We start from the raw sequence: 24467 nt of genomic DNA on the forward strand, positions 1-24467 counted from the left end.
CACGGGACTAATTTCAAGGACTGACATCGGCTTCTTGAGGCAATTCCCTGATCAATACCTGGTCGACACCGTCAATTTCCTCAAGTTGAACGGCAATCTCTTCTTTACGGGAGGTGGGAACATTTTTCCCCACATAATCGGCGCGAATGGGTAATTCCCGGTGGCCCCGGTCAATGATTACTGCCAGTTGAATATTCTGCGGCCGGCCCAGGTCAATCAAGGCATCCAGGGCCGCCCGGACCGTCCGGCCGGTAAAGAGGACATCATCCACCAGGACTACCTTCTTACCGCTGATATTAAAGGGGATCTGGGTACGGTGAATAACCGGCTGGACACTCAAGGTGGTGAGATCATCGCGATAGAGGGTGATATCGAGAATACCTAAGGGTACCTTCACCCCTTCAATCTCCTCAATGAGTTTCTGCAGTCGTTCGGCCAGGGGTACGCCCCGCCGCCGGATGCCGATCAGGACCAGGTTTCCCGTCCCGCGGTTGCGCTCCAGGATCTCATGGGCTATGCGGGTCAGGGCCCGGCGCAGCTTATCGGCATCCATGATCCTGGCTTTGACCGCCAGCTCCATCTTAACCCCTCCTACGGGCATTAAAAAACCTGCGCATGAAGGTTGGCGCAGGCTTAGCATACCACTAGTATACCTTTACTACTCCCTTGCTAGCCTCACCGGACTAACTTAAAAGGACCTTCGCTATGGTAGTTTAGCCCAAAGTTTGTCCCCTGTCAAGGGGCAACTTTACCGGTGTTACTGGCCACCGCGGCTACCAGGCCGAAGCAGCCGCTAAGCATCATGTCACCATAGGGAGCGGCCCAGTAGTAATCCTGATGAATGGTCAAACGGCGCTGCGGTCCCGTTACGGCAACGAAGCGGAAACCCCCACCTGGCCGGTAGCCGGGGTCAATATAGCAGCCATGACCGCCGTCATTAAAGATTTCCTCATTGGTAAGATCCCCGGCCCGCAGCTTTTCCACGTAACCCGCCAGCTTGTGACCGCTTAAGCAACTGGTATGGTGCTCAAAGAGGCCCCAAACCCGCCGGCCCTGGAGGAGGACGCCGATGGTGTGCTGGTTGCCGCAGTTAACAACAATTAACCCTTCCGCGCTATAGGCTGCCACCTTTTCATCGCCCAGGGCGCCCCACAGGGCGGCCGCGCCGGTGTCCATGAGCCAGGCCCCCGGCACCTGCTCCCGCACGGCCTGCATACGAGTCAGATAACGCGGCGGCTCCCGGTAGAGGAGGTCTGCCAGGCGGCCACCGCCGGCCACAAAGCGCTGCCAGTGCTGGAAGCGAAAGAGGCGGTCGCTCGTGCCTTTCGGCGCCTCGCCGTGATCCAGGACGGCTATGGCCACTTCCGCCGGAAGACTGACGCCATAGGGAGCCAGGCTCCCGGCCAGGGTATCAAGATCAACATCGCCCGTTTTAATGGTCACGGCATCCCCGGGCGGTTCTTCCGTTATTTCAATGCCCAGTTGACGTACCCTGTCCAGATCGTCATAAACCGTCCGCGCTGCGGTGGCCGTTGCATAGACTTTTAAACCGGCAGCCAGGTGGCGGCGCAGGGCACCCACCAGGGCACCGCCGCCCATGAGATAGCCGGTAAGAAAGACGTCCCGGCGGGCGGCTGTGGCCGCCTCCACCTGCCGGCCGCAGATGACCGTCGGCGAGGGTAAAATAAGCTGGACGCAGTTTTCCAGCGGCTGGTCCGGCCGGTAGAGCAGGATATCCTGGGTACCGCCACCGATATCGATAGCCAGCAAAGGCCGGTTGAGCATTTGCCATTCCTCCAACCCTATTTCTTCTCCGGCTTATCGCCAGCATCCAGGCCTTTTTTAAACTCTTTGATGGTCCGGCCCAGGCCGCGGCCGATGTCGGGTAGCCGCTTCGGTCCGAAAATAACCACTGCCGCCAGGATAATGAGCACCCAGGCATAAGGGCTGAATAAAGTACCAACGGTGATAATAGCCTTTACCCCCTTGCTCCGCTTTTATGGCCTTGGTGTTAGTCATTTTTCCTTTCGAGGTCCTGGAAATTGACCAGTTCCAAAATATCTCCCCGGACAACCATAGCATAAATATTATTTCGGGTCAGGAGGGCGATGGTTTTGTCCTCCATATCCAGGGCCGCATAGATGGGTACAATTTTATAATTTTGTATCTCCGGCAGGAAATCAGGCAGGATTTTTAACTTGCCGATAAAATCATCGACATATTCCAACCTGTTGGGAGAAGCCTTGACCTCCACGATAAAAGCCATTTCACCGGCGTAAGCCAGGATATCCACTTCCAGGGTATCACCGCTCTTTCTTATTTTCCGCCGCGGCATGACATCCCGGGGCGTAAGGTGGAAATATCTTTCAATGGCCAGGTCAAAAGAGGGGATAAAGATATCCTCAATCAGGGTTCCCATCTTCCTGGCCAGGTCGCCCCACTTCTTATCCATGTCTCGCTTCGATTGCCGCATCTCCTCTTTAAATTCCTTAATCTCATCCTTGAATTCCCTCATCTCATCTTTGAATTCCTTCATCTCGTCTACGAATACTTTCATCTCGTCTTTGAACTCTTTCATCTCATCCTTGAATTCCTTCATCTCATCCTTGAAATCGATCATTTCCTCGGCTAGCTCTTTGATCTTCATTTCACTGAGCCGGGACTGGTAAACGAGTTCCATCAGGCCCCTTTCCAGGTCGCTCAATTTCTGAGCTGCAGTACCCATTGAGCACCCCCCTTTAACCTGCTTCTTTTTACAAAGTTTAACCGCAAAATAATCTTATCATGAATTCCCGGAAATTGTAAAGCTATCGCCATTACCGCCGTGGAAGCCTCCTGTTCAACAATCACCCGGCGATAGTTTGTTGTGTCCGGTATGGCTTTTTTCCTTATGGTACCCCATACCTATAAAAATACCCCGCTGTACCGGGGTTTGATTTCGTAGTATAACCTCAGGGTATCCCCGCGCAGGCCGTCGGGTAATTCTAGCGGTTCACCCCCTCAGCCGCCGGCGCAGGAGGTAAAGGGGTGGGTAGAAAAAGATGGCAATAAAAACTACCAGCCAGGCTGCATGGACCAGGAGAACTGGGCTTAATTGCCCTAGGACCAGGGGCCGGACTAGCTCCACCACATGGTAAAGGGGGATCAGCCAGGCCAGGCGCTGGACGATTAACGGCAGGGCATCCAGGGGGAAGAAAACCCCGGCAAAGAGAAACATAGGGGTAATGATGAGAGTAAAAAAGTAGCTAAAGGTGTCTATCTTGGGTACCAGGCCGGTCCAGATCATCCCCAATTCGGCAAAGACAAAGCCGCATAACACCAGGACCAGTGGTACCAGCAGGGCTGCCGGCGATCGCACCAGGCCAAGGAACAAAATTACCAGCAAAATCACCGTGCCATAGAGGACACTTTTAAAGGTCCCGAAAAGCATCTCCCCCACCACTACCTCATCCAGGCTCACCGGGGTGGCCACAATGGCATGGTAGGTCTTTTGAAACTTCATGCGGACAAAGCTGTCATAGGTACACTCGGAGGCCGTGGCCCACATGGCCGAAGAGGCAATCAGCCCGGGAGCCAGGAACTGGAGGTAACTCATACCCTGGATGGCCGGGATATAGTGGCCCATGCCGTAACCCATGGCCGTAAGGTATAGCAGGGGTTCCAGGAAATTGAACATAATGTTGGTCAGCCAGGTCTTGCGAAAGACGACAAAATTACGCCAGAAAACCTTCCAGGCACGGTAAGAAATATCCATTTTAATCCAGGCCCCTCCCGGTGAGCTTAAGGAAAACGTCCTCCAGGGTGGCCGGCCTTAACATCATGTGGCTGAAGTGACTGTTTAAGCCCTGGACCTGCCGCCAGACCTCGCGGCCGTTGTTGGTATATAAATACAGGGTCTGGCCGATGGTCTGGTGGGCAAGAATGCTGCCGGCCACCAGGGGTAAAAAGGCCCTGGCCTCGCCGTCTACCGGCGCCAGTTCCAGGACTTCCCGGCCAATATGGCGCTGGACCAGCTCCCGGGGTGCCCCTTCTTCCAGGATTATTCCCCCGTCCATGATCACCAGCCGGTCACATAGCTGGGCCGCCTCTTCCAGGTAGTGGGTAGTGAGAATCAGGGTCACCCCGGCCGCTTTGAGCTGGCGCAATTTCTCCCAGACCAGGTGGCGGGCTTCCGGGTCCAGGCCGGTGGTAGGTTCATCTAAGATTAAAAGCTGCGGTTTATTTACCAGGGCCCGGGCAATGGCCAGGCGCCGCTTCATTCCCCCGGAGAGGTGCTCAACCTCAACGCCGGCCTTTTCCTCCAGGCCGGCAAAGGCGAGGAGTTCCTGGACCCGCTGCCTGGCCTCCCCCCGGGGGATATCGAAATAGCCGGCATAGAGAAGCAGGTTTTCCTGCACTGTTAACTCCGGGTCTAGATTATCTTCCTGGGGTACGACCCCCAGCCGGGCCTTAATTTCCCGCGGCTGGCGGCGCACGTCATAGCCAAGCACTTCTAAACTACCGGCAGTAACCGGGGTAAAACAGTGGATCATCTTGATGGTGGTAGTTTTCCCGGCACCGTTGGGTCCCAAAAAGCCGAAACATTCCCGGGGATGGACCGCAAAATCTATCCCTTTCACAGCCGTAAAATCATCATATTTTTTTACCAGGCCCCGGGCCCGGACAACATCCGTCAAAGCCAACCACCCTGCCTCAATAAAAATACCCCGCTTTGACCGGGGTAAAGGTTTAATAATATTATAAGCCATGGTTGCCATTTTTAGCAAGGGCCTAGCGGCTGTAGGCCCTGGCCCGCGTCCTCTCGCGGGGCAGGCTGAAACCGAAGAGGGCCGCCAGGCGCAAGGCCAGGCGCACCGGCCAGAAGGAGAGCTGGCGCTTTAACTCCTGCCGTTCCTTTTGCAGGTCGGCCACCGTCCGTTCCAGGTCTTCATTGGCAATGAGGGTCGTCTGGAGGCGGTATTCCTGCTCCCGCAGCTGTTGCTTCAGGCGCGACTGTTCGGCCTGGGCATCGCTGACGGTTTTATTGAGGGTTCCCTGGAGCTGCATGAGGCGGGTCTCCAGGTGGCTGACCCTTTTCTTCAGGGTATCCCGCTCAACCCGCAAGTTTACCAGCTGCTCTTCTACCTGGGTCAGCTCCTGGCGCAGCTCTTCCTTGCGCCGGTGGAGTTTTTCCAGGTCGCCCAGCAGGTTTTTGTTCTCCTGGCGCAGGTCTTCTATTTCCCGGCGCAGCTTTTCTTTTTCCTCATCCTTTTGCTCCACCTGGCGGCCGGCAGCAGCCCTGCCGCCGTTAATCAGGCTAAATTCCTTGGGGGCAAAGGATAACTTTTCTGTTTCCAGGGAAAGGGCGGCGGCTTCGGCCCCGGCGGCTATTTCCTCCCAGGCCGGCGGTTCCTTGGGTGCAGTCGCCGCCGGGGTAAACTTCGACGCTGCCGGCGGTGCCGGCTTCTCGCCGGTGGGCTTAAGTGGGAATAACTTATCCCAGAAATCGCTTTCTTTAGCCGCCGGCGCCGGTTGGGCCAGGGGGAGAATCTGCTCGCCGGCCCGGGGTAGTTCCACTACCTGGGGACTGTTGCTACCTCCCCCTGGCGCTGTCCTGGCGGGAGATCCCGGAGGCTGTGATTCCCGGGCATTACCGGTAATCCCGCCCGGATTTTCCGGCTGGGACCGGGACTTTTCCCCCGTTAAGGCAGTAGCAGTTGCTGCTGTTGCCCGGGCAGGGGGTTGCTGGCTCCCCATGGCCGGGGGAGTTCCTGCCTTGGTGGCCGCCACTTCCTGCACCCCTTTAGCCGACTCTACCGCGGGCTCCGGTTCGACATAAGCCCAGTGGATGAGGCCCCAGCGACCATCCTTGAGCCTCAAGAAACGGCCGTCGGCCACCAGTTTTTGTTCCCCCGGTACTTCCGGCTTGCCGGCTTCCTTTAACTCCTCGTTGATTTCACTCAAGCGCAGGGCATCCCCTTCCGCCTGGAGGACGCGGTGAGCGGCATCGTTTTCCTTCAAGCCGTCCAGGCGCAGGCACCAGAGTCCCTTGCCTTCACTGCGAAAGCAGGGGTTTTTGGTCAGGCAGCGGTTAACGTTTTTCTGGATCTTGGCCAGGTTATGGTTGGCCAGCAGGTGCTGCTGCGCTTCCTGGACCAGCTCGTCCACCGATTGGGGCGAGTACTCGAATAAGCGTAATTTGAGCAGGTCGGTGAGGGAATCCAGTTTTCCCGTTACTTTAACTTTAGTTATCTTGGGAGCCGTAGCATTTTTAGGCTTTTTGGCCATGGGTGTCACCTCTTCCAGTTTTTAAGGATTAACCATTATTTGCCTGGTATTATTTGACACCCGGCCTGGATTTTCCTGCCAGAAAAATAGAATTTTATGTCAATATATGGTAATTTAACAACCAGGCCCAGAGGGGGATGGTTAACAGGGAAACCAGGGTGGTAGCTACCACCCCTTCGGAGATCAGGTTGTAATCGCCGTCATACTTCCGCGCCACAGCCGGGGCAATGGCCGCTGCCGGCATGGCCATCTCCATAATAACCAGCAGGCGGACATTCTTATCCCAACCTGGGACAAGGAACATGGCCCCCAGGGCCAGGAGGGGTAAGATTATCAACCTGATTGCCACTATAAGGTAAACTATCTTATTGCCGGCCAGGGTACGGATAGGAGATTCGGCCAGCATGGAACCCACCAGGAGGAGGGCCAGGGGTATGGTAGCCTGGCCCAGGCCATCCAGGGGACGGGAAATAAGGGGCGGTAGCTGGAAATGGCAGAGGGCCAGGACGAGGCCCAGGATAATGGCCAGGACATTGATGTTCAAAATCTGGCGCCAGTCGAGGCCTTTGGGTTCCTGGTGATCCTGCATTAACCAGACCCCTAAAGTCCAGAAGAGGACATTGTGGCCCAGGGCATACATGGCGGCATAAAAGACCCCCAGCTGGCCCCACAGGATGTAGGCCACCGGGAAGCCCAGGTAAGCCACATTACCAAAGGCGGTGGTAAAGCGAAAGGCATAATTCGTCTTCAGGGGCAGGCGCAGCCGGCTCACCGCCAGGACGCACAGGGCGTAGGAGCCAAGGACCAGTACCACCGCGGCGGCCAGGACCAGGAAGGCGTTTGTTAATTCCTGGCCGGACACCTTGAGATTCATGGAGGTGACGGTCAGGGCTGGCATAGTAAAATAAAAGATGATGTCGGAAATAACTTGATCGCCCTGGGCGGTCAAAATCTTACGCCGGCGCCCCAGGAACCCCAGGAAGACATAGAAAAACAGGGCTCCTACCTGGGCCCCGACAGCCAATAGCTGGGTCAACTTTGCTTCATTCCTTCCTCAGGATAAGGATGTTCTGGTGGGTAATGTTTGGTACAAAGACTGATTTAACGGCATAGGGCTTCAGGTGGCGGCGGGTGGCCTTGTTGGACCAGATCTTCACTCCTTTAAATTTGAAGCCGATCTCGCGCATGGCCTGGGCTACTAAAAAACCCAGGGGAACATATTCTCCCTGCTGGTAACGGTCCCCCACCAGCATGACCAGGTAGCGGCCGGGCATGAGTACCCGCCGGATTTCCTGCCCGATCTCCTGCAGGCGCCCCAGGAAACTGGCCAGGTCGGGGGCCTGGCCCAGGTCATTTTCCAGCAAAGGAGAGAGCATATTAAAGTTGGTCTCCTTGCTGAAGCCTGTAGCGCCATGGTTAATCCCGTAAGGAGGATCGGTAATTACCGCCGGTATGGATTCGGCTGGTAACTCCTTCAGGAGGCACAGGCAGTCGCCCTCGCGCATTTCCCCGGTCAGGGGTTCCCCGCCGGCAACCGCCCCTTCCCGGCGGCGGATAACCCCATTCTCAATGACAAAATCTCGCTGGATGGCCCGGTAGATAGCTACCCAGCGGGGGTCGAGTTCAAAACCAAGACTCGGCCGCCCGGCCAGGGCCGCCCCCAGGAGGGTTCCCCCCACCCCGGCAAAGGGGTCCAGGACCAGCTCGCCTTTTTTGGTAAAAAAACGGACAATTTCCGCCATGACCTCCGGCGGCTTCATGGCCCCGTGTTGCTTGCGCAGAGGGTGGGTAGCATCGGGGGGGTAGGTGGTAATGTAGAGGGTGTCGGTCCAGTACAGCCATTCCCGGCCGTCTAGATCGTTGAGGGGATTCTGGAGTTTACCGGTCATGGGGCACCTCACCCTGGAATCCTGCTGCCAGGAGGTCCCGCGCCTGACCGGCAACTTCCGCCGGTACCTGCACCTGGACCATCCCCAGGGGGCCGGTATTAAAGCCATAAATGTTCCCCAGGGCCTCTCCCAGCAGGCGTACCGGCAGGCCGGCAGCCTCGAGTAAGCCCTGGACCATCAGGGCTTCTACCCTCTCCCTTACGGCCACAGTAACCCATCCGCCAGGCATCTTCTCTACCCCTCTCCCTTTTTCTCCCGCCTTAAAGTTTCCAGGACCTGTAAAAAGACCGGCGGCGGCGGTGCCGTAAACTCCAGGTAATCGCCTCGTACGGGGTGGTTAAAACCCAGGCAACCGGCATGCAGGAGCTGCCCCGGCAGGACAAAGGGGCAGTGGCGGGGGCCGTATTTGGGGTCACCTACCACCGGGTGACCCAGGAAAGCCATGTGCACCCGGATCTGGTGGGTGCGCCCCGTCTCCAGCCGCGCCTCCAGCAGGGTATACCGGTCAAACTGCTCTAGAACCCGGTAATGGGTGATGGCCTCCCGGGAATTTTTCTCAGTAACCGCCATGCGCTGCCGGTCGACAGGGTGCCGGCCGATGGGCGCCTCAATACGGCCGCGGGGCTCGGTCACTACCCCGTGGACCAGGGCCAGGTAAACCCTTTTCATGCTGTGGTACTTGACCTGGGCCGCCAGCCCCTGGTGGGCCGCATCATTTTTAGCTGCCACCAGGATGCCGGAGGTATCTTTATCCAGGCGGTGCACTATACCCGGCCGCAGGACGCCGTTTATACCCGATAGATCACCACAGTGGTACAATAAGGCATTGACCAGGGTACCGTGCTCATTGCCGGGAGCCGGGTGGACAACCATACCCTGGGGCTTGTTGACGACAATAATATCCTTATCTTCGTAGAGGATGTCCAGGGGGATAGGTTCAGGTCCTACCTCCAGCCGCGCCGGCTCCGGCAGGTTGACCTGGATTTTTTCCCCGCCCCGCAGGCGGTAATTGGCTTTCGGCTGTCCCCCTCCGGGGAAAGTAACCTCGCCGGCATCCAGCAGTTGCTGGACGCGGGAACGGGATACCCCTTCCAGCTCGCCGGCCAGCCAGGCATCCAGGCGCTTTCCCCTGTCTTGCGGGGGAACTTCCAGCTCTATGCGACGGCTCACAGGCTCTTCCCCTGTTCACCTGCCGGCCCCAGGAGTTCCCAGCAGAGGAGAATAACGCCGCTAACGATAGCCATGTCAGCCAGGTTAAAAACCGGCCAGATGCGGAAATCGAGGAAGTCAACTACATAACCAAAGCGCAGGCGGTCAATGAGGTTACCCAGGGCGCCGCCCAGCATCAAGGCCAGGGCCAGGCGCAAGAGTATACGGCCTGGCGGCAGGAAGCGGTAAGCTACCAGGATAATAACCGCCACCAGCAGGGTCACGCCTATAAAAACCGGAGTTTTATAGGCCAGGAGGCCAAAGGCCGCCCCGGGATTATTGACGTAAGTTAAATGAAAAACTGAATTGATTACCGGCAGGCTCTCATTGGGCCGGAAATTGGCCCGGATGATATACTTGCTCAACTGGTCAATGCCCAGTACCAGGGCTACCAGTAATAAAAAGGGCAAGATCAATCCCCCCAGGAATAATAGGGTGCCAGGTGGTGCACCGGCCCGTAGCCTTGACCTACGGCCCGGGCCTGGCTGATAGCCGTCTGGATATACTCCTTGGCTTCCGCTACCGCTGCGGGTACCGTCAAACCCAGGGCCAGGAAAGCGGCGATGGCTGCCGACAGGGTACAGCCCGTCCCGTGGGTGTGGCGGTTATCCAGGCGGGGAGCGGTAAAACGCCGGGCTTCCCGGCCATCAAAGAGAATATCAGTTGCCGCGCCGGCCAGGTGCCCTCCCTTGACTAAAACATAGGGTACACCCAGGTCATGCAACTCCCGGGCCGCGGCTACCATCTCATCTTCGCTGCTAATCTCGCGTCCCGTGAGAACGCCGGCCTCATCCAGGTTGGGGGTAATGACCAGGGCCAGGGGCAGCAGTTTTTCCTGCAAAGCCCGGCGGGCTTCCCGGGCCAGCAGGAGATGGCCGCTCTTGGCCACCATGACCGGGTCAATAACGAGGTTCTTTATCCCGTACTCCTGCACCTTGGCGGCTACGACTTCGATAATACCGGCATTGGCCAGCATGCCGGTTTTGACGGCGTCGGCACCGATATCGCTTAAAACAGCGTCCAGTTGCCGGCCGACGAACTCCGGCGGCAGGTCGAAGGTCCCCTGCACCCCCAGGGTATTCTGGGCCGTCACGGAAGTAATCACACTGGTACCGTAAACTTTGAGGGCGGCAAAGGTCTTCAAGTCGGCCTGAATACCGGCCCCGCCCCCGGAATCGGAACCGGCAATGGTTAAGGCTTTGTGCATAAACTCCTCCCCCGTTCTCTAGTTCTCTATCATACCACGTCAGCCGGTATGGGTAAACTACTTTTGAGGGGTGGCTTTTGTTTGGAGCGAGCGAGCTTCTCCCGGGCGACGCAGCGGCCGCAGGTTTTGCTGGAGAGCGAGGGCGAGGCCATTTGAGGAAGTGGGAAGTGAGATGTAGGAAGGGGGATTTGCTTTGCCCCGCATATACTGTGAGGTAGATATCTGCGTCCACCACGATGGGGCCGGTTTCTGCAAGCTGGAGACCATCCACATCACCAGGAACGGACTGGATACCAACTGCGGCGATTTTCAACGATTGCTGCCGGAAAAGGATACCACCACCGTCTTTTCCTTTGGCAAGGCCAATGATACCATGGAAACTATACCCTATGACTAACTATCTTTTTCGTCCCTATCCCGCAGCACCCGGTCCCAGCCGGCATCGCCAATTACCTTTTCCTCCGGGGCCCCTTCGTCATCAATGTAGGCTCCGGTATCTTCGTAAAACATGCCGTCGGCACCTTTAAAATAGGGGATGCCTTCTACCGGCTCAACATAACCCTGGTCTTCATCCAGGTCCAGGGGGCCAAAGTAGGCCCCGCTGCGGGATTCCGAAGCGTGTTCAATAGTCTGGGCCAGGTCCTGCCAGGTGTCTTCGCCGTCATACATGATGGCTTCTTCCTCATCCGGGTGTTTTTGATACGGGTCAGAGAACTGGCCGCCAAAGGGAGGCAAGATGACCTGCTCTTCGATGGGGCGCCGGTTAATGTCTCCTGCTCCTTCCATTTTTTTACGGCACTCCAGGCACAGGGTAGTTTCCGGGATAGCCTCCAGCCGTTCCCGGGGTATCTCCTGTCCACACACCCGGCAGTAGCCGTAGGTCCCTTCCTGGATGCTCTCCAGGGCATCGTCTATCTTTTGCAGCTGGATGCGGGCGTTATCCCTCAAGGCCAGGTCTTTGCTGCGCTCGAATTCTTCACTGCCGAGATCCCCCGGGTGGTTATCGTAGCGGGAAAGCTCCTGGGTGGACTCCAGCAGGGACTCCCGCAATCCCCCGCTGTTAAAGGTATCTATTTGTTCTTCCAGCCTTTTCTTTTCCTCCAGCAATTTCTGGCGAAAATGCTCCAGGAATTTTGCATACATATTAGATGCCTCCTTTTAATAAACCTCCTGCTGGACCATGCGGACAATTTCCGCAATAAGTTTACCGATAACCGGCAGGTTGAGCAGGGCCAGCTCGCGGATGATGTAGATCACAATGGCGCCCAGGATGGTAAAACCCACAGCTATACCCAGGCCCCTGGCTACCCCGGCGGCAAAGTTCAAGTACAGGAGCCGCCAGGGCCGGTGGTAGAGTTCTATCCACTCGGCGACGTTGGCCTTTTCTATGGTGGTGATTAATTGCTGCACCTTTTCGGCCAGGAAAGCAGCCCCGCGCTCTGCTTCAGCCAAAAATATTACACCCCGCCTGTACTACCCAACTTCCCGCAATAAATATCTTTCCCTGCCACCAGGCGTCTTAAAACAAAAAATCCTGCGTCTTACGGTCGCAGGATTCTAACCTTATCACCGCCGGCGAGGAGGGCGGCATTGGCTTCGTCGGTATCCAGGTGCAGCTCCAGGCGGTAGTGGGGGCTGGTCCGGATAATAACGTTATCTAAGATCATGCCCCTTATACCGGGGACCCAGACCTGGACCAGCTGCTCGTCATTGAGGTGGAGGGCCTTAGCCCGGTCTTCTTCCATATGGATGTGGCGGGCCGCTAAGATAACCCCCCGGGGCAGGTTGATGGCTCCGGCCGGCCCGACCACCGCGATGCCAGGCGTATCAGCCAGGTCGCCGGATTCCCGTACTGGCGGCTTTAGTCCCAAGCGGAAACCGTCGGTCATGGCTATTTCCACCTGGGAGTAGGGCCGTAGCGGCCCCAGGACCCGGACCCCCTCCAGGACGCCACGGGGACCGACGATGGTCACCGTCTCCCTGGCGGCAAATTCCCCGGGCTGGCTGAGTTCCCGGTAGACTGTCAGTTCATAGCCGGGGCCAAAAAGGGCGTCGAGATCCTCCCGGCAGAGATGGATATGGCGACCAGAAACCCCCACCGGAACTTCCACGGGCAAAAAGTCTTCTGCCTGGAATAGCCTCACCGTCCCTGCCCATCCTTTCCTGGTTATTACTTCCGCCTGGAATGATCTAGTAGCAAGTTACAGGCTTTTTTAGTATGGCCAACTCCTCCATTTTTATGGCTGGTTCTTTTAAGCCTGGCGCAAAACAGCAGCACAGCGCTCGCACAGGGTAGGATGGTCGCTGTCCCGGCCTACGGTGGGGCTGACCATCCAGCAGCGTTCACATTTTTCACCAGGAGCCATCTCGACCAGAACCTTGAGACCCGGGAGGTCCTCGGCGGCAAAGGCAGTGGCCGGAGCCTCTTCCCCCGGGGAATGTAAAACTGCCAGGGAAACAATAAAGATGGTCGCCAGTTCCCCTTCCAGGGGCTGGAGGAACCGGTACAGCCCGGTATCAGGGTAAAGGTGGACGGCGGCGTTTAAGGAATTGCCCAGGCCCTGCTCCTGGCGGGCCCGCTCCAGGGCGCGGGTAACAACATCCCGGACCTGGAAAATTTTATCCCACCGGGCCTGCAGCTCGTCATCCAGGAATGCATCCTGCACCTGCGGCCAGCCGGCCAGCTGGACACTGAAGGGTTTTCCAGGAGTTGCTGGTAGATAACGCCAGATTTCTTCCGTGGTAAAGGCGAGTATTGGCGTTAACAGTCGTACCAGGACGTTGATAGTTTCATAAAGCACCGTCTGGGCCGAACGCCGCCCCCGGGAAGCGGCCGGCCAGGTATAGAGGCGGTCCTTAATGATATCCAGGTAGACGGCACTTAAATCGACGGCACAGAAATTGTGGATGGTATGGTAGACCACGTGGAACTCATAATCTTCATAGGCTTTCGTGACCCTGGCCACCAGGCGCTGGAGTTTATCCATGGCCCAGCGGTCTATTTCCAGCATTTCCTCCCGGCTTACTTTATCTTTTTCGGGATCATAATCGTAAAGGTTGGCCAGCAGGAACCGGCAGGTATTGCGGATTTTGCGGTAAGCCTCAGTAAGCTGCTGCATGATGCCGGGTGAAGCAGCTACATCCCGCCGGTAGTCGGCCGAAGCCACCCACAGGCGCAGGACATCGGCCCCCTTTTCCCGGATGACATCCGCCGGGTCGATGCCGTTACCGAGGGACTTGGACATCTTGCGTCCTTCCTCATCTACCAGAAAGCCGTGGGTCAGTACCTGGCGGTAAGGGGCCTGCCCACGGGTGGCCACTGCCGTCGACAGGGAGGAGTTAAACCAGCCCCGGTGCTGGTCACTGCCCTCCAGGTACAGGTCGGCGGGCCAGCCCAGTTCCCGCCTGGTGGTGAGCACGGCGGCGTGGCTGGAACCGGAATCAAACCATACGTCCATAATATCCGTTTCCTTGCGGAATTCCCGGCCACCGCAGGCAGGGCATTTTAACCCTTCCGGCACCAGGTCCTGCGCCTCCCGGGCAAACCACACATTGGAACCGAATTCCCGGAAAAGTTCCTGCAAGTGGCTGATGGTGGCATCGTTGATGATTTCTTTGCCGCAGTCTACGCAGTAAAAGATGGGAATGGGCACGCCCCAGGTCCGCTGGCGGGAGATACACCAGTCGCTGCGTTCGGCCACCATGTTGTAAATGCGGTCTTCGCCCCAGGCCGGGATCCATTTTACTTTTTTAATAGCTTCCAGGGCCTGCTGCCGGAAGCCGTCAATAGAAGCAAACCACTGCTCCGTAGCCCGGAAGATAACAGGATGCTTGCAGCGCCAGCAGTGGGGGTACTGGTGCTTGATAAAACTAAAATGCAGCAGGGCCCCCCTGGCTTCCAGCTCTTTGACCACGGCTTTATTGGCCTCTTCCACGAAAAGGCCGGCAAACTGACCGCCCTCTTCGGTAAAGTGGCCCCGGTCATCCAGGGGCGAGAGTACCGGCAGGTTATAGCGCATACCTACTTCGTAGTCCTCCAGGCCATGACCGGGGGCCGTGTGGACGCAACCTGTACCCTGTTCCAGGGTAACGTGTTCGCCGAGGATAACGACAGAATCCCTGTCCATAAGGGGGTTGCGACAGAGAACCCCTTCCAGTTCGGCGCCGGTGAAGGCAGCCACCACCTGGTAATCTTTAATTGCCAGCAGTTCCAAGACCTGGCGGTAAAGTTCCGCTGCCATGAGGTAGCGTTCATCCCCCACCTGGACCAGGACATACTTGAACTCCGGGTGCAGGGCAATGGCCACATTGGCCGGTAAGGTCCAGGGCGTTGTCGTCCAGATAACGATAAAACTTCCTTCCGCTTCAAAAAGACCGCGGGCATCAACCACCGGGAACTTGACATAAATGGAAGGCGAGCGCCTTTCCCCGTATTCCACCTCAGCTTCGGCCAGGGCCGTTTCGCAGTCGGTACACCAGTAAACCGGCTTGAGTCCCTTATAGATATAGCCCTTTTTGGCCATCTCGCCAAAGATGCCGATCTGGATGGCCTCGTATTCCGGCTCCAGGGTGAGATAAGGGTGTTCCCAGTCGCCCCGGACGCCCAGGCGCTTGAATTCCTCCCGCTGGATGCTGACGTATTTTAAGGCGTAATCGCGACAGCGGTTGCGGAAGTCGACGACATCAATGGTGCGGCGGTTGAGCCCCAGGTCCTTAATGGCCTGCTGCTCAATGGGCAGGCCGTGGGTATCCCACCCCGGCACATAGGGGGCATCGTAGCCGTTCATAGAGTGATATTTAACAATGATGTCTTTGAGGATTTTATTTAAAGTATGCCCCAGGTGGATATGGCCGTTGGCATAGGGCGGCCCGTCATGGAGAATAAATTTGGGCTTACCTTTGTTGGCTTCCTGGACCTGCCGGTAAATATCGTGTTCTTCCCAGAATTTGAGGATCTCCGGCTCCCGCTGGGGCAGGTTGGCCCGCATGGGGAAATCGGTCCGGGGAAGATTCAGCGTTTTGCTATAATCCACTTAGCGTCGTCACTCCTTGAATTCCTTTAAAATCCGGCCTCGCTCTGCGGCGAAACCTGCAGCCACTTCGCCGCTCAGGTCAAAAGCTCGCTCTAACCAAAAGCCAACTTTATAGCACTTGCCATTGCTTTCGCCTTATGCGAAGGTACTTTAGCGGCTTACCTATCATTTCTCAAATTATATCCATATTTAGAGCCCAGGATCAAGGCCGGGCCCGGTCTTTTCTGTTTCTCCTGTATCCCCAGCCGGTTGCGCCTCGGAAACGGCGGTGGCTGCCGCTTCTTCCGTGGCCAGGAGTTCCAGCTGGGCCTGGAGGAAGGAACGCAGGCGCATCTTAAAGGCTGCGGCCCTGGCTTCCAGGTCGCTCTGGTAGCGCTCGGCCTTTTCCACCTGCAGCCGGGCCTGGTTTAAAATCTCCCGGGCTTTATTCTCCGCCTCCTGGACAATCAGGCTCGCTTCCCGCTGGGCGTTCTGGCGCATCTCATTGGCCGTTTGCTGGGCCATGACCAGGGCATCCTTGAGGGTTTGTTCCAGGCGGGCATAGCGTTCCAGTTCCTCTGTCAGGCGCAGGTTTTTTTCCCGCAACTCCTGGTTTTCCCGGAAGACCTGGCCGTAGTCCCTTAAGACCTGCTCCAGGAATTCATCAACCTCTTCGCAGCTGTAGCCGCGAAAAGACCGGTGGAATTCTTTTTTGTTGATATCCAGGGGTGTCAGCATTGTGTCCCTCTCCTATCCCAGGCGCAGAATAAAACTGATGAGCAGGCGTTCAACCAGCTGTAAAACCAGGACGGCGATAATGGGGGAAAAGTCAATGGGGATACTGGTCCGCGGCATGAGGCGGCGAAAGGGGGCCAGGACCGGTTCTGTAACTTCGTAAATAAAACGCATAACGGGGTGATAGGGGTCATGGGGAAACCAGGATATGAGGATGCGGGCAATAATCAGCCAGTTTAACACCTCAAAGGCGACTCGAATTAAGATTGCTAAAGTTGGCATGAACTCTACTCCTTACTTAAACTCTCGGCCCGGAGGGTGGCTGCCTCCACCGCACGGATGATGGCTCCCCGCATACCCCGGTCTTCCAGGACGGCCAGGCCGGCGATGGTGGTTCCCGCCGGCGAAGTTACTTTATCCTTCAGGACCCCCGGGTGCTCGCCGGTGGCCAGCACCATCCGCGCCGCTCCCAGGACGGTTTGGGCCGCCAGTTCTAAAGCCACCGGCCGGGTAAGCCCCTGGCGCACGCCGCCGTCGGCCAGGGCTTCAATAAGCATATAAATATAGGCCGGCCCGCTGCCGCTCAAACCGGTGACGGCATTGAGCTGTTCCTCCGGTAAAACCATGACCCGGCCGACAGAGCGGAAAATAGCCATGGCCTTCTCCAGGGCTTCCGGCCGGACAAATTTGTTGGCCGCCAGGGCAGTCATACCCTCCCCTACCAGGGCCGGAGTATTGGGCACCACCCGCACTACTGGCACTTCCCCAAGGTAAGATGCCAGCCTGGCCAGGGTAACGCCGGCAATGATGGAGATTACCAGTTTTTCCTTCCCGACTTGAAGGCCACCCAGGGCCTCCTTCACGTTCTGGGGTTTGACGGCCAGGATGATGATATCCGCCTTTCTTACCAGCTCTTCCCTGCCGGTCACGGCCTGCAAGCCATAAGTTTGCTCCAGTTCCTGTAGCCTTTCCCGCCGGATGTCGTAAACCAGGATTCTCTCCGGAGGCACCTGCCGGCCCTGCACCAGGCCACGAATCAGCGCCTCGCCCATGGCCCCGGCGCCCAGAAAGCCAATATTACCCTCCATAAATATGCCCCCCTGATTACTTGCGGCCGGCTGCTTCCAGCCAGTTGATACCGCCTGCCACCTGATCTTCCAGATCACCGCTCAAATCAATATTGCTGGAGGTAAATAAAAAGATGCCGCTCGTCACCCGGCGCACCCGCCCGCCCAGGGCATAGGTAGCACCACTTAAAAAGTCGATAATCCGCCTGGCCTCATCAACCGGCAGGGCTTCTACGTTGACAATTACCGGCCGGTAGTTTTTCAGGTTCTCCGCTAAGTTTGCCGCCTGGTCAAAGGACTGGGGCCGGGCGATTACCAGGCGCAGGGCCTGGCGTGCTGTCGGTAAGCTTACCAGCTTAGCTTTCCCGGTGTTAGGAGGGGTTGGGCGCAATTCCGGTTCCTTGACCAGGTTGTCTGTAACCGAGGCATCCTCTTCATGGCCGTAACCCAGCCAGTTGAGCAAACCATCCCAGAAAGCCATTTTTGTTGCACCTCCGCCATAGCTTTATTATCCCCGGGTACCAAAGATTGCCGTGCCAATTCTCACCAGATTGGCACCTTCTTCAATGGCTACTTCAAAATCGTTGGTCATACCCATGGAAAGGTAACGCATGTCCACCCCCGGCAGGTGCAGGGCTTCCACCTCCCGCCGCAAAGCGGCCAGCCGGCGGAAAACCGGCCGCACCTCTTCGGCATCCTTTACCAGGGGAGCTACTGTCATCAGGCCCAGAAGGCGGAGGCCTGTAAAACCCGTGATTTCCCGGACGAAGGGGATTACCGCTTCAGGTGCCAGGCCAAATTTACTCTCCTCCCCGGCCACATTAACCTCCAGGAGGATATTAACCCGGCGCCCGGCAGCCGTGGCCCGCCTGTCCAGTTCCCGGGCCAGTTCCAGGCTGTCAACGGAATGGATCAGGCACACCTTATCCCAGACCTGGCGGACTTTATTGCGCTGGAGATGACCGATCAGGTGCCAGTTGACACCGGTTATGTAGGGCTGCTTGGCCAGGAGTTCCTGGACCCGGTTTTCCCCCAGGTCTTTGAGACCTAAACTTACGGCCTCCTGGATGCGCTCCGGGGGAATGGTTTTCGTCACCGCCACCAGGGTTATCTCTTCCGGCCGCCGCCCGCTGCGGCGGGCGGCCGCGGCCATCCTTTCCCGTACCAGGGCGATATTTTCTGCCAGGTTAACCATCTTTTTTCCTCCGCCAATCCTCTATAATTTCTACATCTTTATATTAAATCCTGCTACAATTTGAGAAGTGGGAAGTAAGATGTGGAGGTCTCTATTCCCGCAACCACCGGACCAGACCAGGGGTGACAACCACTTCCGTCCCGGCTTCCAGGCCCCGGACGGCCACCCTGTCCCCTACCTGGCCTTCAATGCTAACCGGCTGCCATTTGATCCCCCGGTCCCCCAGGAGGTAGACCCCCTTTGCTCCCCCTGGCCCGCTACTCAAAGCAGCAGCCGGTAATATTATCCCCCGGTAACGGTTCAATACCGCAGCTACTTCCAGACGGCGGGGTTTAAGCCAGCGCTCGTCCCAGGAGTCAATGGTCATGAGGACGGCCTTCTGCCGGCCTTCATCCTGCAACCTGGTAATGCTGGCCCGGACCTCGTCCCCGGACCCCGGCAATTTAAGATTTACCCTTTTGCCTGCCTGCCAGCCGGGGGGGAAGTCTTCCAGGGGGGCATACACGGCCAGGGGAGCCAGGTTGTTGACCAGGCGGCCGATGGCCGTACCGGCTTTAACCTGGCCCTCAGCCGTCACCGGGCCGGCCAGTTCCACCAGGCGCTTTAGTTCCTGGTAATTGATATTGCCCAGGCTGGCCGGCTGCAGGGCCTTTTCCAGACCGTCGGTGTGGTAGGAAACCTGGCCGGGAAAGGAGGCTTTGATTTCCAGGGGACCCTGCCCTAATGGTGCGGCTGCCACGGGTAATACCCGGGCAATGGTAGCTCCTACCGGTACCCGCTCCCCTTCTGGTACTACCGGGACTAAGGCCCCAGTGGCCGGGGCTACCAGGACCTCCTCTTCCCTGGCAATAAAAACCTCCAGGGGGAGGATGTCCTCCAGGACGCCGTAATCAACCCGTTCGACCTTTAAAAAGTGCCAGGCAATGGCCCTAAAGACCTGCTGGAAACCCAGCCAGGCCGCCAGGGCAAAAAGCATCAAGCCCAGGACCGGCAAGATAAAACGCCCCCGCCGCCGGCGTTGCCGTGGCCGGGCCGGGAGGGCTGGATTATAAGCTGGCCTCATAATATCTACCTCAAGATGGATAATAATGCTGCCTGGCGCCCGGTAGGGCCACCGGCTGCCCGGTAAGAGAAAAAGGTGTCAGCCCGGCAGCAGGTACAGAGACCGGCACTGGTAATATGCTCCGGCTTTAGTCCTGCGGCCAGGAGTTCCAGGTAGTTGGCCCGGGGAAGGTCCAGGCGATAGTGGCCGGGCCCGTCGGGCGTTAAAACTTCGCCAGCCCAGGGGAGATGCTCCTTGACTGCCCCCGCCACCCGGTTATCTACTTGGTAGCAGCAGGGACCGATGGCCGGCCCGATGGCTGCCAGGAGTTCGGCGGGGTCACTGTTATATTCTGCCACCATCCTGGCCACCACCCGCGTTCCCACCTGTAAGACCGTACCCTTCCAGCCAGCGTGGGCCAGACCTATAACACTCCTTACCGGGTCCACCAGGTAAAGGGGTACGCAGTCGGCAAAAAAGGCCACCAGGGTAACCCCCGGTGCAGCGGTCACCAGAGCATCAACACCCGGCAGGGCCGTAGCCAATTCCGCGGCACCCCGGCCGGTATCCTGCCGTCCCACCAGGGCCACCCTGTTACCATGGACCTGCTCGCCGATAACCCAGTCCTCCAGGGGCAGGTCCAGGGCCGTTGCCAGCAAGCGCCTGTTAGCCAGTACTGCTGCCGGTTCATCGCCCACATGTAAGCCCAGGTTTAAGCCGGTATAGGGTGGCCGGCTGACACCCCCTGCACGGGTGCTATAAAAAGCCTTTACCGGCGCCTGCTCTTCTAAAAAGACAACCCGCCAGAGGCTCATCCCTTCCCTGTTCTCCCTGATAAAGGGCAGCAAAGAAAACCACCCCTGGCCTTTATTATACCATAAGATGGCGCCGTCTTAAGCCTTTTCCCGGTGCACAGGAGCCGTGCAGCTATAACTTTCTACCAGGATAACGTCAATTCCTACTTTAACTACGTTCTCCCAGGGGATGATTAAATCTTCGTCCCGGCCAAAAAAGAAAAAAAACCTGCCTCCCTGTCCAGGTACGATTAAAGCCTTTACCCGTCCGGCCTCCAGGTCCAGGTCAATATCTTTGATTGTCCCCAGCCGCCGCCCGTCAATGACATTGATTACCTCCCGCTGGCGCAGTTCGGTCACCCGGATCACGGTCACCACCTCCGGCTGTAGCCCGGGGTCTTCCCTGTTATATTTATATGACCTGGATAGGACCTGAAGGCCAAAAAAGAAAAAAACCAGCGTTGCTGGTTTAAGGCCATAATCCCGCCAGGCGGTGGCGTGAGGATTGAAATATCTCTAAGATCTTCCATCCTACCCGGATTTTTGCCTGCCCTTCCTCCCCGGCCATTACCGGCCGGCTGGTAAGGGCATCGTCATCTGCTTTACCGGCGGCATCTACCAGGCACAGGGGCGGGAACAGGACGCACCACCAGTTTTCCCCTTTACCGGCGCCAATCACCAGGCGGACGGCTTCGTAGTTTCCTGCCGGGAGAGTTATATCCCCGTAAGCCCGGGTGGGGAAAGCAAAGTCACCGAATTCCGTCCTCACGGTATAATTTTGCCCTTCCCGCCGGATTTGCGCCTCGGCCGCAGCTGTTATGGCGGCTAGGTTATGACTGACCAGCTGCCTGGCGGCACCAATATCCCCGGCTGCGGCCAGGCTCCGGCCTATACTGGCCAGGACGGCGTCGCGGACATGACGTTTCAATTCCTGGTCGGCAGTAGTATCGCTGTTGGCAATGACGTGGAGCCGGATTAAGTTATGGGAGTTATAGGCCGGTACTGCTACCTCCCTGCCCGTCCAGGACGCATCCCCGCCGAGGAATAATAAGCTGGCCAGGACAAAGATTAATATCGACCTCTTCAATAAAGACACTCCTTGACACCTCTGTAAATTGGAAATCAAATATATTTGCGCATATGCTGGAGGGCGGCTTTTTCCAGCCGGGAAACCTGGGCCTGGGAGATGCCGATTTCATCGGCTACTTCCATCTGGGTTTTACCTTCAAAGAAGCGCAGGGATAAAATCAGGCGCTCCCTGGGGGTTAATTTATTCATGGCTTCCTGGATGGCTATGCTTTCCAGCCAGCTGCCATCCTGGTTTTTTTCATCACCTATCTGGTCCATGACATAGATGGGATCGCCGCCGTCATGGTAGATGGGCTCAAAGAGGGATACCGGTTCCTGAATGGCGTCCAGGGCAAAGATTACTTCTTCCTGGGGGAGATTGATTTCCCTGGCAATTTCCGTTACCGAAGGTTCCCGGGCCAGTTTATTTACCAGCACGTCCCTTACCTGGAGGGCTTTGTAGGCAATATCCCGCAAAGAGCGGCTTACCCGGATGGGATTATTATCCCGCAGGTAACGCCTGATCTCTCCAATAATCATGGGTACGGCATAGGTGGAGAACTTGACATTCTGGCTCAGGTCAAAGTTATCGATGGCCTTCATCAGGCCGATGCAGCCTACCTGGAAAAGGTCGTCGACATACTCGCCCCGGTTGGTAAAGCGCTGGATGACGCTCAGGACCAGGCGTAAATTGCCTTTAATGAGCTTTTCCCGGGCCTCCGGTTCCCCCTTTTGCATGGCCTCAAAAAGCTGCCGCATCTCCTCGCTGGTCAGCAAGGGTAACTTGGAGGTATTCACACCGCAAATTTCTACTTTATTGAGCATCACTGGCGAGAAACCTCCTGACGGTGGCTCTGGGATAATTATTACCATGCCTCCCTGCTTTTATACCGGCCCGGCAAAAGGGCAAAATAAAGGGAGCTATTTAAGCTCCCGGGAAAAGCAGGGCGGGCTCCGGTGGTTCTCGGTTGGTGATGCTGTGTCCCTCGCCGCTCAAAAGTTACGCGCCGATAGAACTACGGCTCGGTTCGGACCGCTGCTCGCCGCCTGTGGATTGCCAATGAAAAGGCTGCTGGTTCCGCAAGCTATGAACCTTCTATGAGATTACGCTTGTTTCCTCTCAAAAGCACGCTCAAGGCTTGCCTTAAGCGACGGCAGCGGTAACCTCACCTCGCCTGTTCTTTTGACCTTCGCTCCACTATTCGCGGCTCCGGGACACAGCATCACTACTTCAATAGCCACCGAGACTGTTGGCTTCGCACAGTATCTTTGCGCCTCGAACCCAGATCAATTATCTTATTCCATCCGGGCGATCTCTTTACGCAAGCGTTTGATAATCCGTTTTTCCAGGCGGGAAATGTAGGACTGGGAGATGCCCAGGATGTCGGCTACCTCCTTCTGGGTTTTTTCCACGCCGTCCAGGAGGCCAAAACGAAATTCCATGATCTTGCGCTCCCGGGCCGAGAGCTTCCGCATGGCCATCTGCAGGAGCTTGCGGTCGACCTCTTCTTCAATGGATTTATAAATAATATCATTATCAGTGCCCAGGACATCGGAAAGCAAAAGCTCATTGCCGTCCCAGTCAATGTTTAACGGCTCGTCAAAGGAAACCTCGGCCCGCGTCTTATTATTGCGCCGCAGGTGCATTAAAATTTCATTTTCAATACAGCGGGAAGCATAGGTGGCCAGCTTGATGCGCTTCTTGGGGTCAAAGGTATTGACGGCTTTAATGAGGCCGATGGTACCAATGGAGACCAGGTCTTCAATCCCCACGCCGGTATTTTCAAATTTGCGGGCAATGTAGACTACCAGGCGCAGGTTGCGCTCAATAAGTACGGTTTTTACACCGGCGTCGCCGTCCTCCAGGCGCAGGAGAAGGCTCATCTCTTCATCGCTGGAAAGGGGGGGCGGCAGGGCTTCACTGCTGCCGACATAAAAAACTTCGCCCAGCCATTTCAACCTTACTACCAGGCGGCCATAAAACTCCTGGATTTTTAATTTCGCCAATATAAATAGCTGCTGCATGAGCTCTTCCCCCTAGAGGCCCATACTAAGTTGCAGCAAATCCGGGTGTAATAACGCGCGGTAATTGCCCTCCGGCGACAGCCGCTCCCGGTACAGGCCCACAATAACATCTTTTATCTTGATCATGCGTTCATTTGTAATGACGATTACTTCATCTGGTCTAAGGCCCAGCAACATACCCTGGCTCTGGCCCAGGGAATGGTATGGTAACAGGCGTAGCCTTGTCACCCAGGGTGAACTGGCCAGGGACTTTACCAGGCTTTCCAGGTCGGGCTCCTCCTGGCTGCTGTAGTGTTTAATAATCTCTTCCGGGAGGAGGCCCTTCAGGGCACTGTATTCTACAATAATTACCGGCCGCTGGGTAAGGGGGTCCCGCAGGCTGTTACCAGTATCAACCAGGGCCTTTAAAGCCCGCTGCCGGCCGGCAAAGGTTATGATCACCGGCAAACGCAGCACCTGCTGCCAGAAGTTTTTTTTAAGCCAGCCTGTCCCGAGAACGGCCAGCATCCCGGCAGCCGCCACGGCCACCAGCAGCCACGTGTAACGGATATTATGGACCAGGACCAGCGTTCCCCCTATGACCGGTGTTGCCGCCTCCCCGCTGGCCAGGTAAATAGCCCCCAGCATCGCCCCACCCATGGCAAAGGCCGCCAGGTAAAAATAAACCAGGGCCTGGAGAAACCGCTGCCCGTTTAAGGGGAAAAAGGCTACCAGGACCATAATTACGGAAAATAAAATCTTGACAAGCAGGACCTGCTCCCATTCACCACCGGGAAACAGGATGGCCAGGGAATAAACTGCTCCTACCGCTGCCCCGGCCAGCAGCCGCCAGCCGGTAGTTGCCAGCTGTCCCAGCCTGGCCGTCGTCCAGAGGATGAGGTAATCCATAACCAGGTTAATGGCCAGCAGGACATCTAAATAAACCACAGATAGACCAGCCTCCCTTCCCCGGAGGTT

General features: G+C 57.0%; 30 protein-coding genes. 1 reads left to right on the forward strand and 29 read right to left on the reverse strand.

All coding sequences use genetic code 11. The features are described 5' to 3' along the window. Nucleotides 1-13: 13 nt before the first annotated feature. The 13 genes from pyrR to thiD all read right to left on the reverse strand — a co-directional run bounded on the left by pyrR (nt 14) and on the right by thiD (nt 10572). Nucleotides 14-580 (reverse strand): bifunctional pyr operon transcriptional regulator/uracil phosphoribosyltransferase PyrR, encoded by a 567-nt coding sequence (gene pyrR / locus MOST_RS09530; RefSeq protein WP_054938332.1) that lies wholly within the window; start codon nt 578-580, stop codon nt 14-16. A gap of 155 nt (nt 581-735) precedes the next feature. Then, complete coding sequence (locus MOST_RS09535; RefSeq protein WP_054938333.1) at nt 736-1785, reverse strand: DUF1786 domain-containing protein; 1050 nt, start codon at nt 1783-1785, stop codon at nt 736-738. Between the two features lie 17 nt (nt 1786-1802). Beyond that, nucleotides 1803-1973 carry a twin-arginine translocase TatA/TatE family subunit gene (gene tatA / locus MOST_RS09540; RefSeq protein WP_083476861.1) on the reverse strand — a complete coding sequence of 57 codons (171 nt, stop codon included), beginning with the start codon at nt 1971-1973 and terminating at the stop codon, nt 1803-1805. A 38-nt stretch (nt 1974-2011) separates the two neighbouring features. Further along, complete coding sequence (locus MOST_RS09545; RefSeq protein WP_054938334.1) at nt 2012-2725, reverse strand: hypothetical protein; 714 nt, start codon at nt 2723-2725, stop codon at nt 2012-2014. A gap of 267 nt (nt 2726-2992) precedes the next feature. Next, nucleotides 2993-3754, reverse strand: coding sequence for an ABC transporter permease (locus tag MOST_RS09550; RefSeq protein ID WP_054938335.1), 762 nt, complete (start codon nt 3752-3754; stop codon nt 2993-2995). Between the two features lies 1 nt (nt 3755). Further along, complete coding sequence (locus MOST_RS09555) at nt 3756-4676, reverse strand: ABC transporter ATP-binding protein (RefSeq protein WP_054938417.1); 921 nt, start codon at nt 4674-4676, stop codon at nt 3756-3758. A 94-nt stretch (nt 4677-4770) separates the two neighbouring features. Beyond that, nucleotides 4771-6267 carry a hypothetical protein gene (locus tag MOST_RS09560; RefSeq protein WP_054938336.1) on the reverse strand — a complete coding sequence of 499 codons (1497 nt, stop codon included), beginning with the start codon at nt 6265-6267 and terminating at the stop codon, nt 4771-4773. 94 nt (nt 6268-6361) lie between these two features. Then, nucleotides 6362-7303: an AEC family transporter gene (locus tag MOST_RS09565; protein ID WP_054938337.1), complete on the reverse strand. Its 942-nt coding sequence runs from the start codon at nt 7301-7303 to the stop codon at nt 6362-6364. A 7-nt stretch (nt 7304-7310) separates the two neighbouring features. Beyond that, nucleotides 7311-8156, reverse strand: coding sequence for a TRM11 family SAM-dependent methyltransferase (locus tag MOST_RS09570; protein ID WP_054938338.1), 846 nt, complete (start codon nt 8154-8156; stop codon nt 7311-7313). Next, on the reverse strand, nt 8146-8385 hold the full coding sequence (locus MOST_RS09575; protein ID WP_054938339.1) for a putative signal transducing protein: 240 nt from the start codon (nt 8383-8385) through the stop codon (nt 8146-8148). The genes MOST_RS09570 and MOST_RS09575 overlap by 11 nt, the downstream gene beginning before the upstream one ends. Before the next feature lie 5 nt (nt 8386-8390). Beyond that, nucleotides 8391-9326 carry an RluA family pseudouridine synthase gene (locus tag MOST_RS09580; protein ID WP_244267284.1) on the reverse strand — a complete coding sequence of 312 codons (936 nt, stop codon included), beginning with the start codon at nt 9324-9326 and terminating at the stop codon, nt 8391-8393. Beyond that, nucleotides 9323-9775 carry a signal peptidase II gene (gene lspA / locus MOST_RS09585; protein WP_054938340.1) on the reverse strand — a complete coding sequence of 151 codons (453 nt, stop codon included), beginning with the start codon at nt 9773-9775 and terminating at the stop codon, nt 9323-9325. The genes MOST_RS09580 and lspA overlap by 4 nt, the downstream gene beginning before the upstream one ends. A gap of 2 nt (nt 9776-9777) precedes the next feature. After that, complete coding sequence (gene thiD, locus MOST_RS09590) at nt 9778-10572, reverse strand: bifunctional hydroxymethylpyrimidine kinase/phosphomethylpyrimidine kinase (RefSeq protein WP_054938341.1); 795 nt, start codon at nt 10570-10572, stop codon at nt 9778-9780. A 193-nt stretch (nt 10573-10765) separates the two neighbouring features. Here thiD and MOST_RS09595 point away from each other — a divergent pair, with 193 nt between their 5' ends. Beyond that, nucleotides 10766-10969 (forward strand): DUF1540 domain-containing protein, encoded by a 204-nt coding sequence (locus MOST_RS09595; RefSeq protein WP_054938342.1) that lies wholly within the window; start codon nt 10766-10768, stop codon nt 10967-10969. On the opposite strand, the gene MOST_RS09600 is transcribed toward MOST_RS09595, so the two are convergent. The 16 genes from MOST_RS09600 to spoIIGA form a co-directional block, all read right to left on the reverse strand. Further along, complete coding sequence (locus MOST_RS09600) at nt 10966-11715, reverse strand: TraR/DksA C4-type zinc finger protein (protein WP_054938343.1); 750 nt, start codon at nt 11713-11715, stop codon at nt 10966-10968. The two genes, MOST_RS09595 and MOST_RS09600, sit on opposite strands and share 4 nt — an antisense overlap. Before the next feature lie 15 nt (nt 11716-11730). Next, nucleotides 11731-12024, reverse strand: coding sequence for a DUF5665 domain-containing protein (locus tag MOST_RS09605; protein WP_244267286.1), 294 nt, complete (start codon nt 12022-12024; stop codon nt 11731-11733). An 89-nt stretch (nt 12025-12113) separates the two neighbouring features. Further along, the gene (gene pduL, locus MOST_RS09610; protein ID WP_244267293.1) at nt 12114-12683 is read right to left on the reverse strand and encodes a phosphate propanoyltransferase; all 570 of its coding nucleotides are present in this window, start codon (nt 12681-12683) and stop codon (nt 12114-12116) included. Between the two features lie 141 nt (nt 12684-12824). Then, on the reverse strand, nt 12825-15605 hold the full coding sequence (gene ileS, locus MOST_RS09615; RefSeq protein ID WP_054938345.1) for an isoleucine--tRNA ligase: 2781 nt from the start codon (nt 15603-15605) through the stop codon (nt 12825-12827). 189 nt (nt 15606-15794) lie between these two features. Next, entirely contained in the window at nt 15795-16322 is a 528-nt protein-coding gene (locus MOST_RS09620; protein ID WP_083476864.1) for a DivIVA domain-containing protein, read from the reverse strand. A gap of 12 nt (nt 16323-16334) precedes the next feature. Next, nucleotides 16335-16601 (reverse strand): YggT family protein, encoded by a 267-nt coding sequence (locus tag MOST_RS09625; protein ID WP_054938346.1) that lies wholly within the window; start codon nt 16599-16601, stop codon nt 16335-16337. Between the two features lie 5 nt (nt 16602-16606). Continuing rightward, entirely contained in the window at nt 16607-17407 is an 801-nt protein-coding gene (gene proC, locus MOST_RS09630) for a pyrroline-5-carboxylate reductase (protein ID WP_054938347.1), read from the reverse strand. Nucleotides 17408-17423: 16 nt separating this feature from the next. Beyond that, nucleotides 17424-17867 carry a cell division protein SepF gene (locus MOST_RS09635; RefSeq protein WP_054938348.1) on the reverse strand — a complete coding sequence of 148 codons (444 nt, stop codon included), beginning with the start codon at nt 17865-17867 and terminating at the stop codon, nt 17424-17426. Between the two features lie 27 nt (nt 17868-17894). Then, complete coding sequence (locus tag MOST_RS09640) at nt 17895-18581, reverse strand: YggS family pyridoxal phosphate-dependent enzyme (protein WP_054938349.1); 687 nt, start codon at nt 18579-18581, stop codon at nt 17895-17897. Between the two features lie 91 nt (nt 18582-18672). Continuing rightward, nucleotides 18673-19644, reverse strand: a complete 972-nt coding sequence (locus tag MOST_RS09645; protein WP_054938350.1) for a biotin/lipoyl attachment domain-containing protein — start codon at nt 19642-19644, stop codon at nt 18673-18675. Between the two features lie 5 nt (nt 19645-19649). Continuing rightward, complete coding sequence (gene pgeF / locus MOST_RS09650; RefSeq protein WP_054938351.1) at nt 19650-20471, reverse strand: peptidoglycan editing factor PgeF; 822 nt, start codon at nt 20469-20471, stop codon at nt 19650-19652. Nucleotides 20472-20516: 45 nt separating this feature from the next. Continuing rightward, entirely contained in the window at nt 20517-20786 is a 270-nt protein-coding gene (locus MOST_RS09655) for a PRC-barrel domain-containing protein (protein ID WP_054938352.1), read from the reverse strand. Nucleotides 20787-20886: 100 nt separating this feature from the next. Beyond that, nucleotides 20887-21504, reverse strand: coding sequence for a stage II sporulation protein R (spoIIR, locus tag MOST_RS09660; protein WP_054938353.1), 618 nt, complete (start codon nt 21502-21504; stop codon nt 20887-20889). A gap of 35 nt (nt 21505-21539) precedes the next feature. After that, nucleotides 21540-22310 carry an RNA polymerase sporulation sigma factor SigG gene (gene sigG / locus MOST_RS09665; protein ID WP_208974896.1) on the reverse strand — a complete coding sequence of 257 codons (771 nt, stop codon included), beginning with the start codon at nt 22308-22310 and terminating at the stop codon, nt 21540-21542. 471 nt (nt 22311-22781) lie between these two features. Further along, the gene (sigE, locus tag MOST_RS09670; protein ID WP_054938355.1) at nt 22782-23510 is read right to left on the reverse strand and encodes an RNA polymerase sporulation sigma factor SigE; all 729 of its coding nucleotides are present in this window, start codon (nt 23508-23510) and stop codon (nt 22782-22784) included. Nucleotides 23511-23522: 12 nt separating this feature from the next. Further along, nucleotides 23523-24437: a sigma-E processing peptidase SpoIIGA gene (gene spoIIGA / locus MOST_RS09675; protein ID WP_054938356.1), complete on the reverse strand. Its 915-nt coding sequence runs from the start codon at nt 24435-24437 to the stop codon at nt 23523-23525. Nucleotides 24438-24467: the final 30 nt, after the last annotated feature.

This window comes from Neomoorella stamsii (assembly GCF_002995805.1).
GTDB classification, from domain to species: domain Bacteria; phylum Bacillota; class DSM-521; order Neomoorellales; family Neomoorellaceae; genus Neomoorella; species Neomoorella stamsii.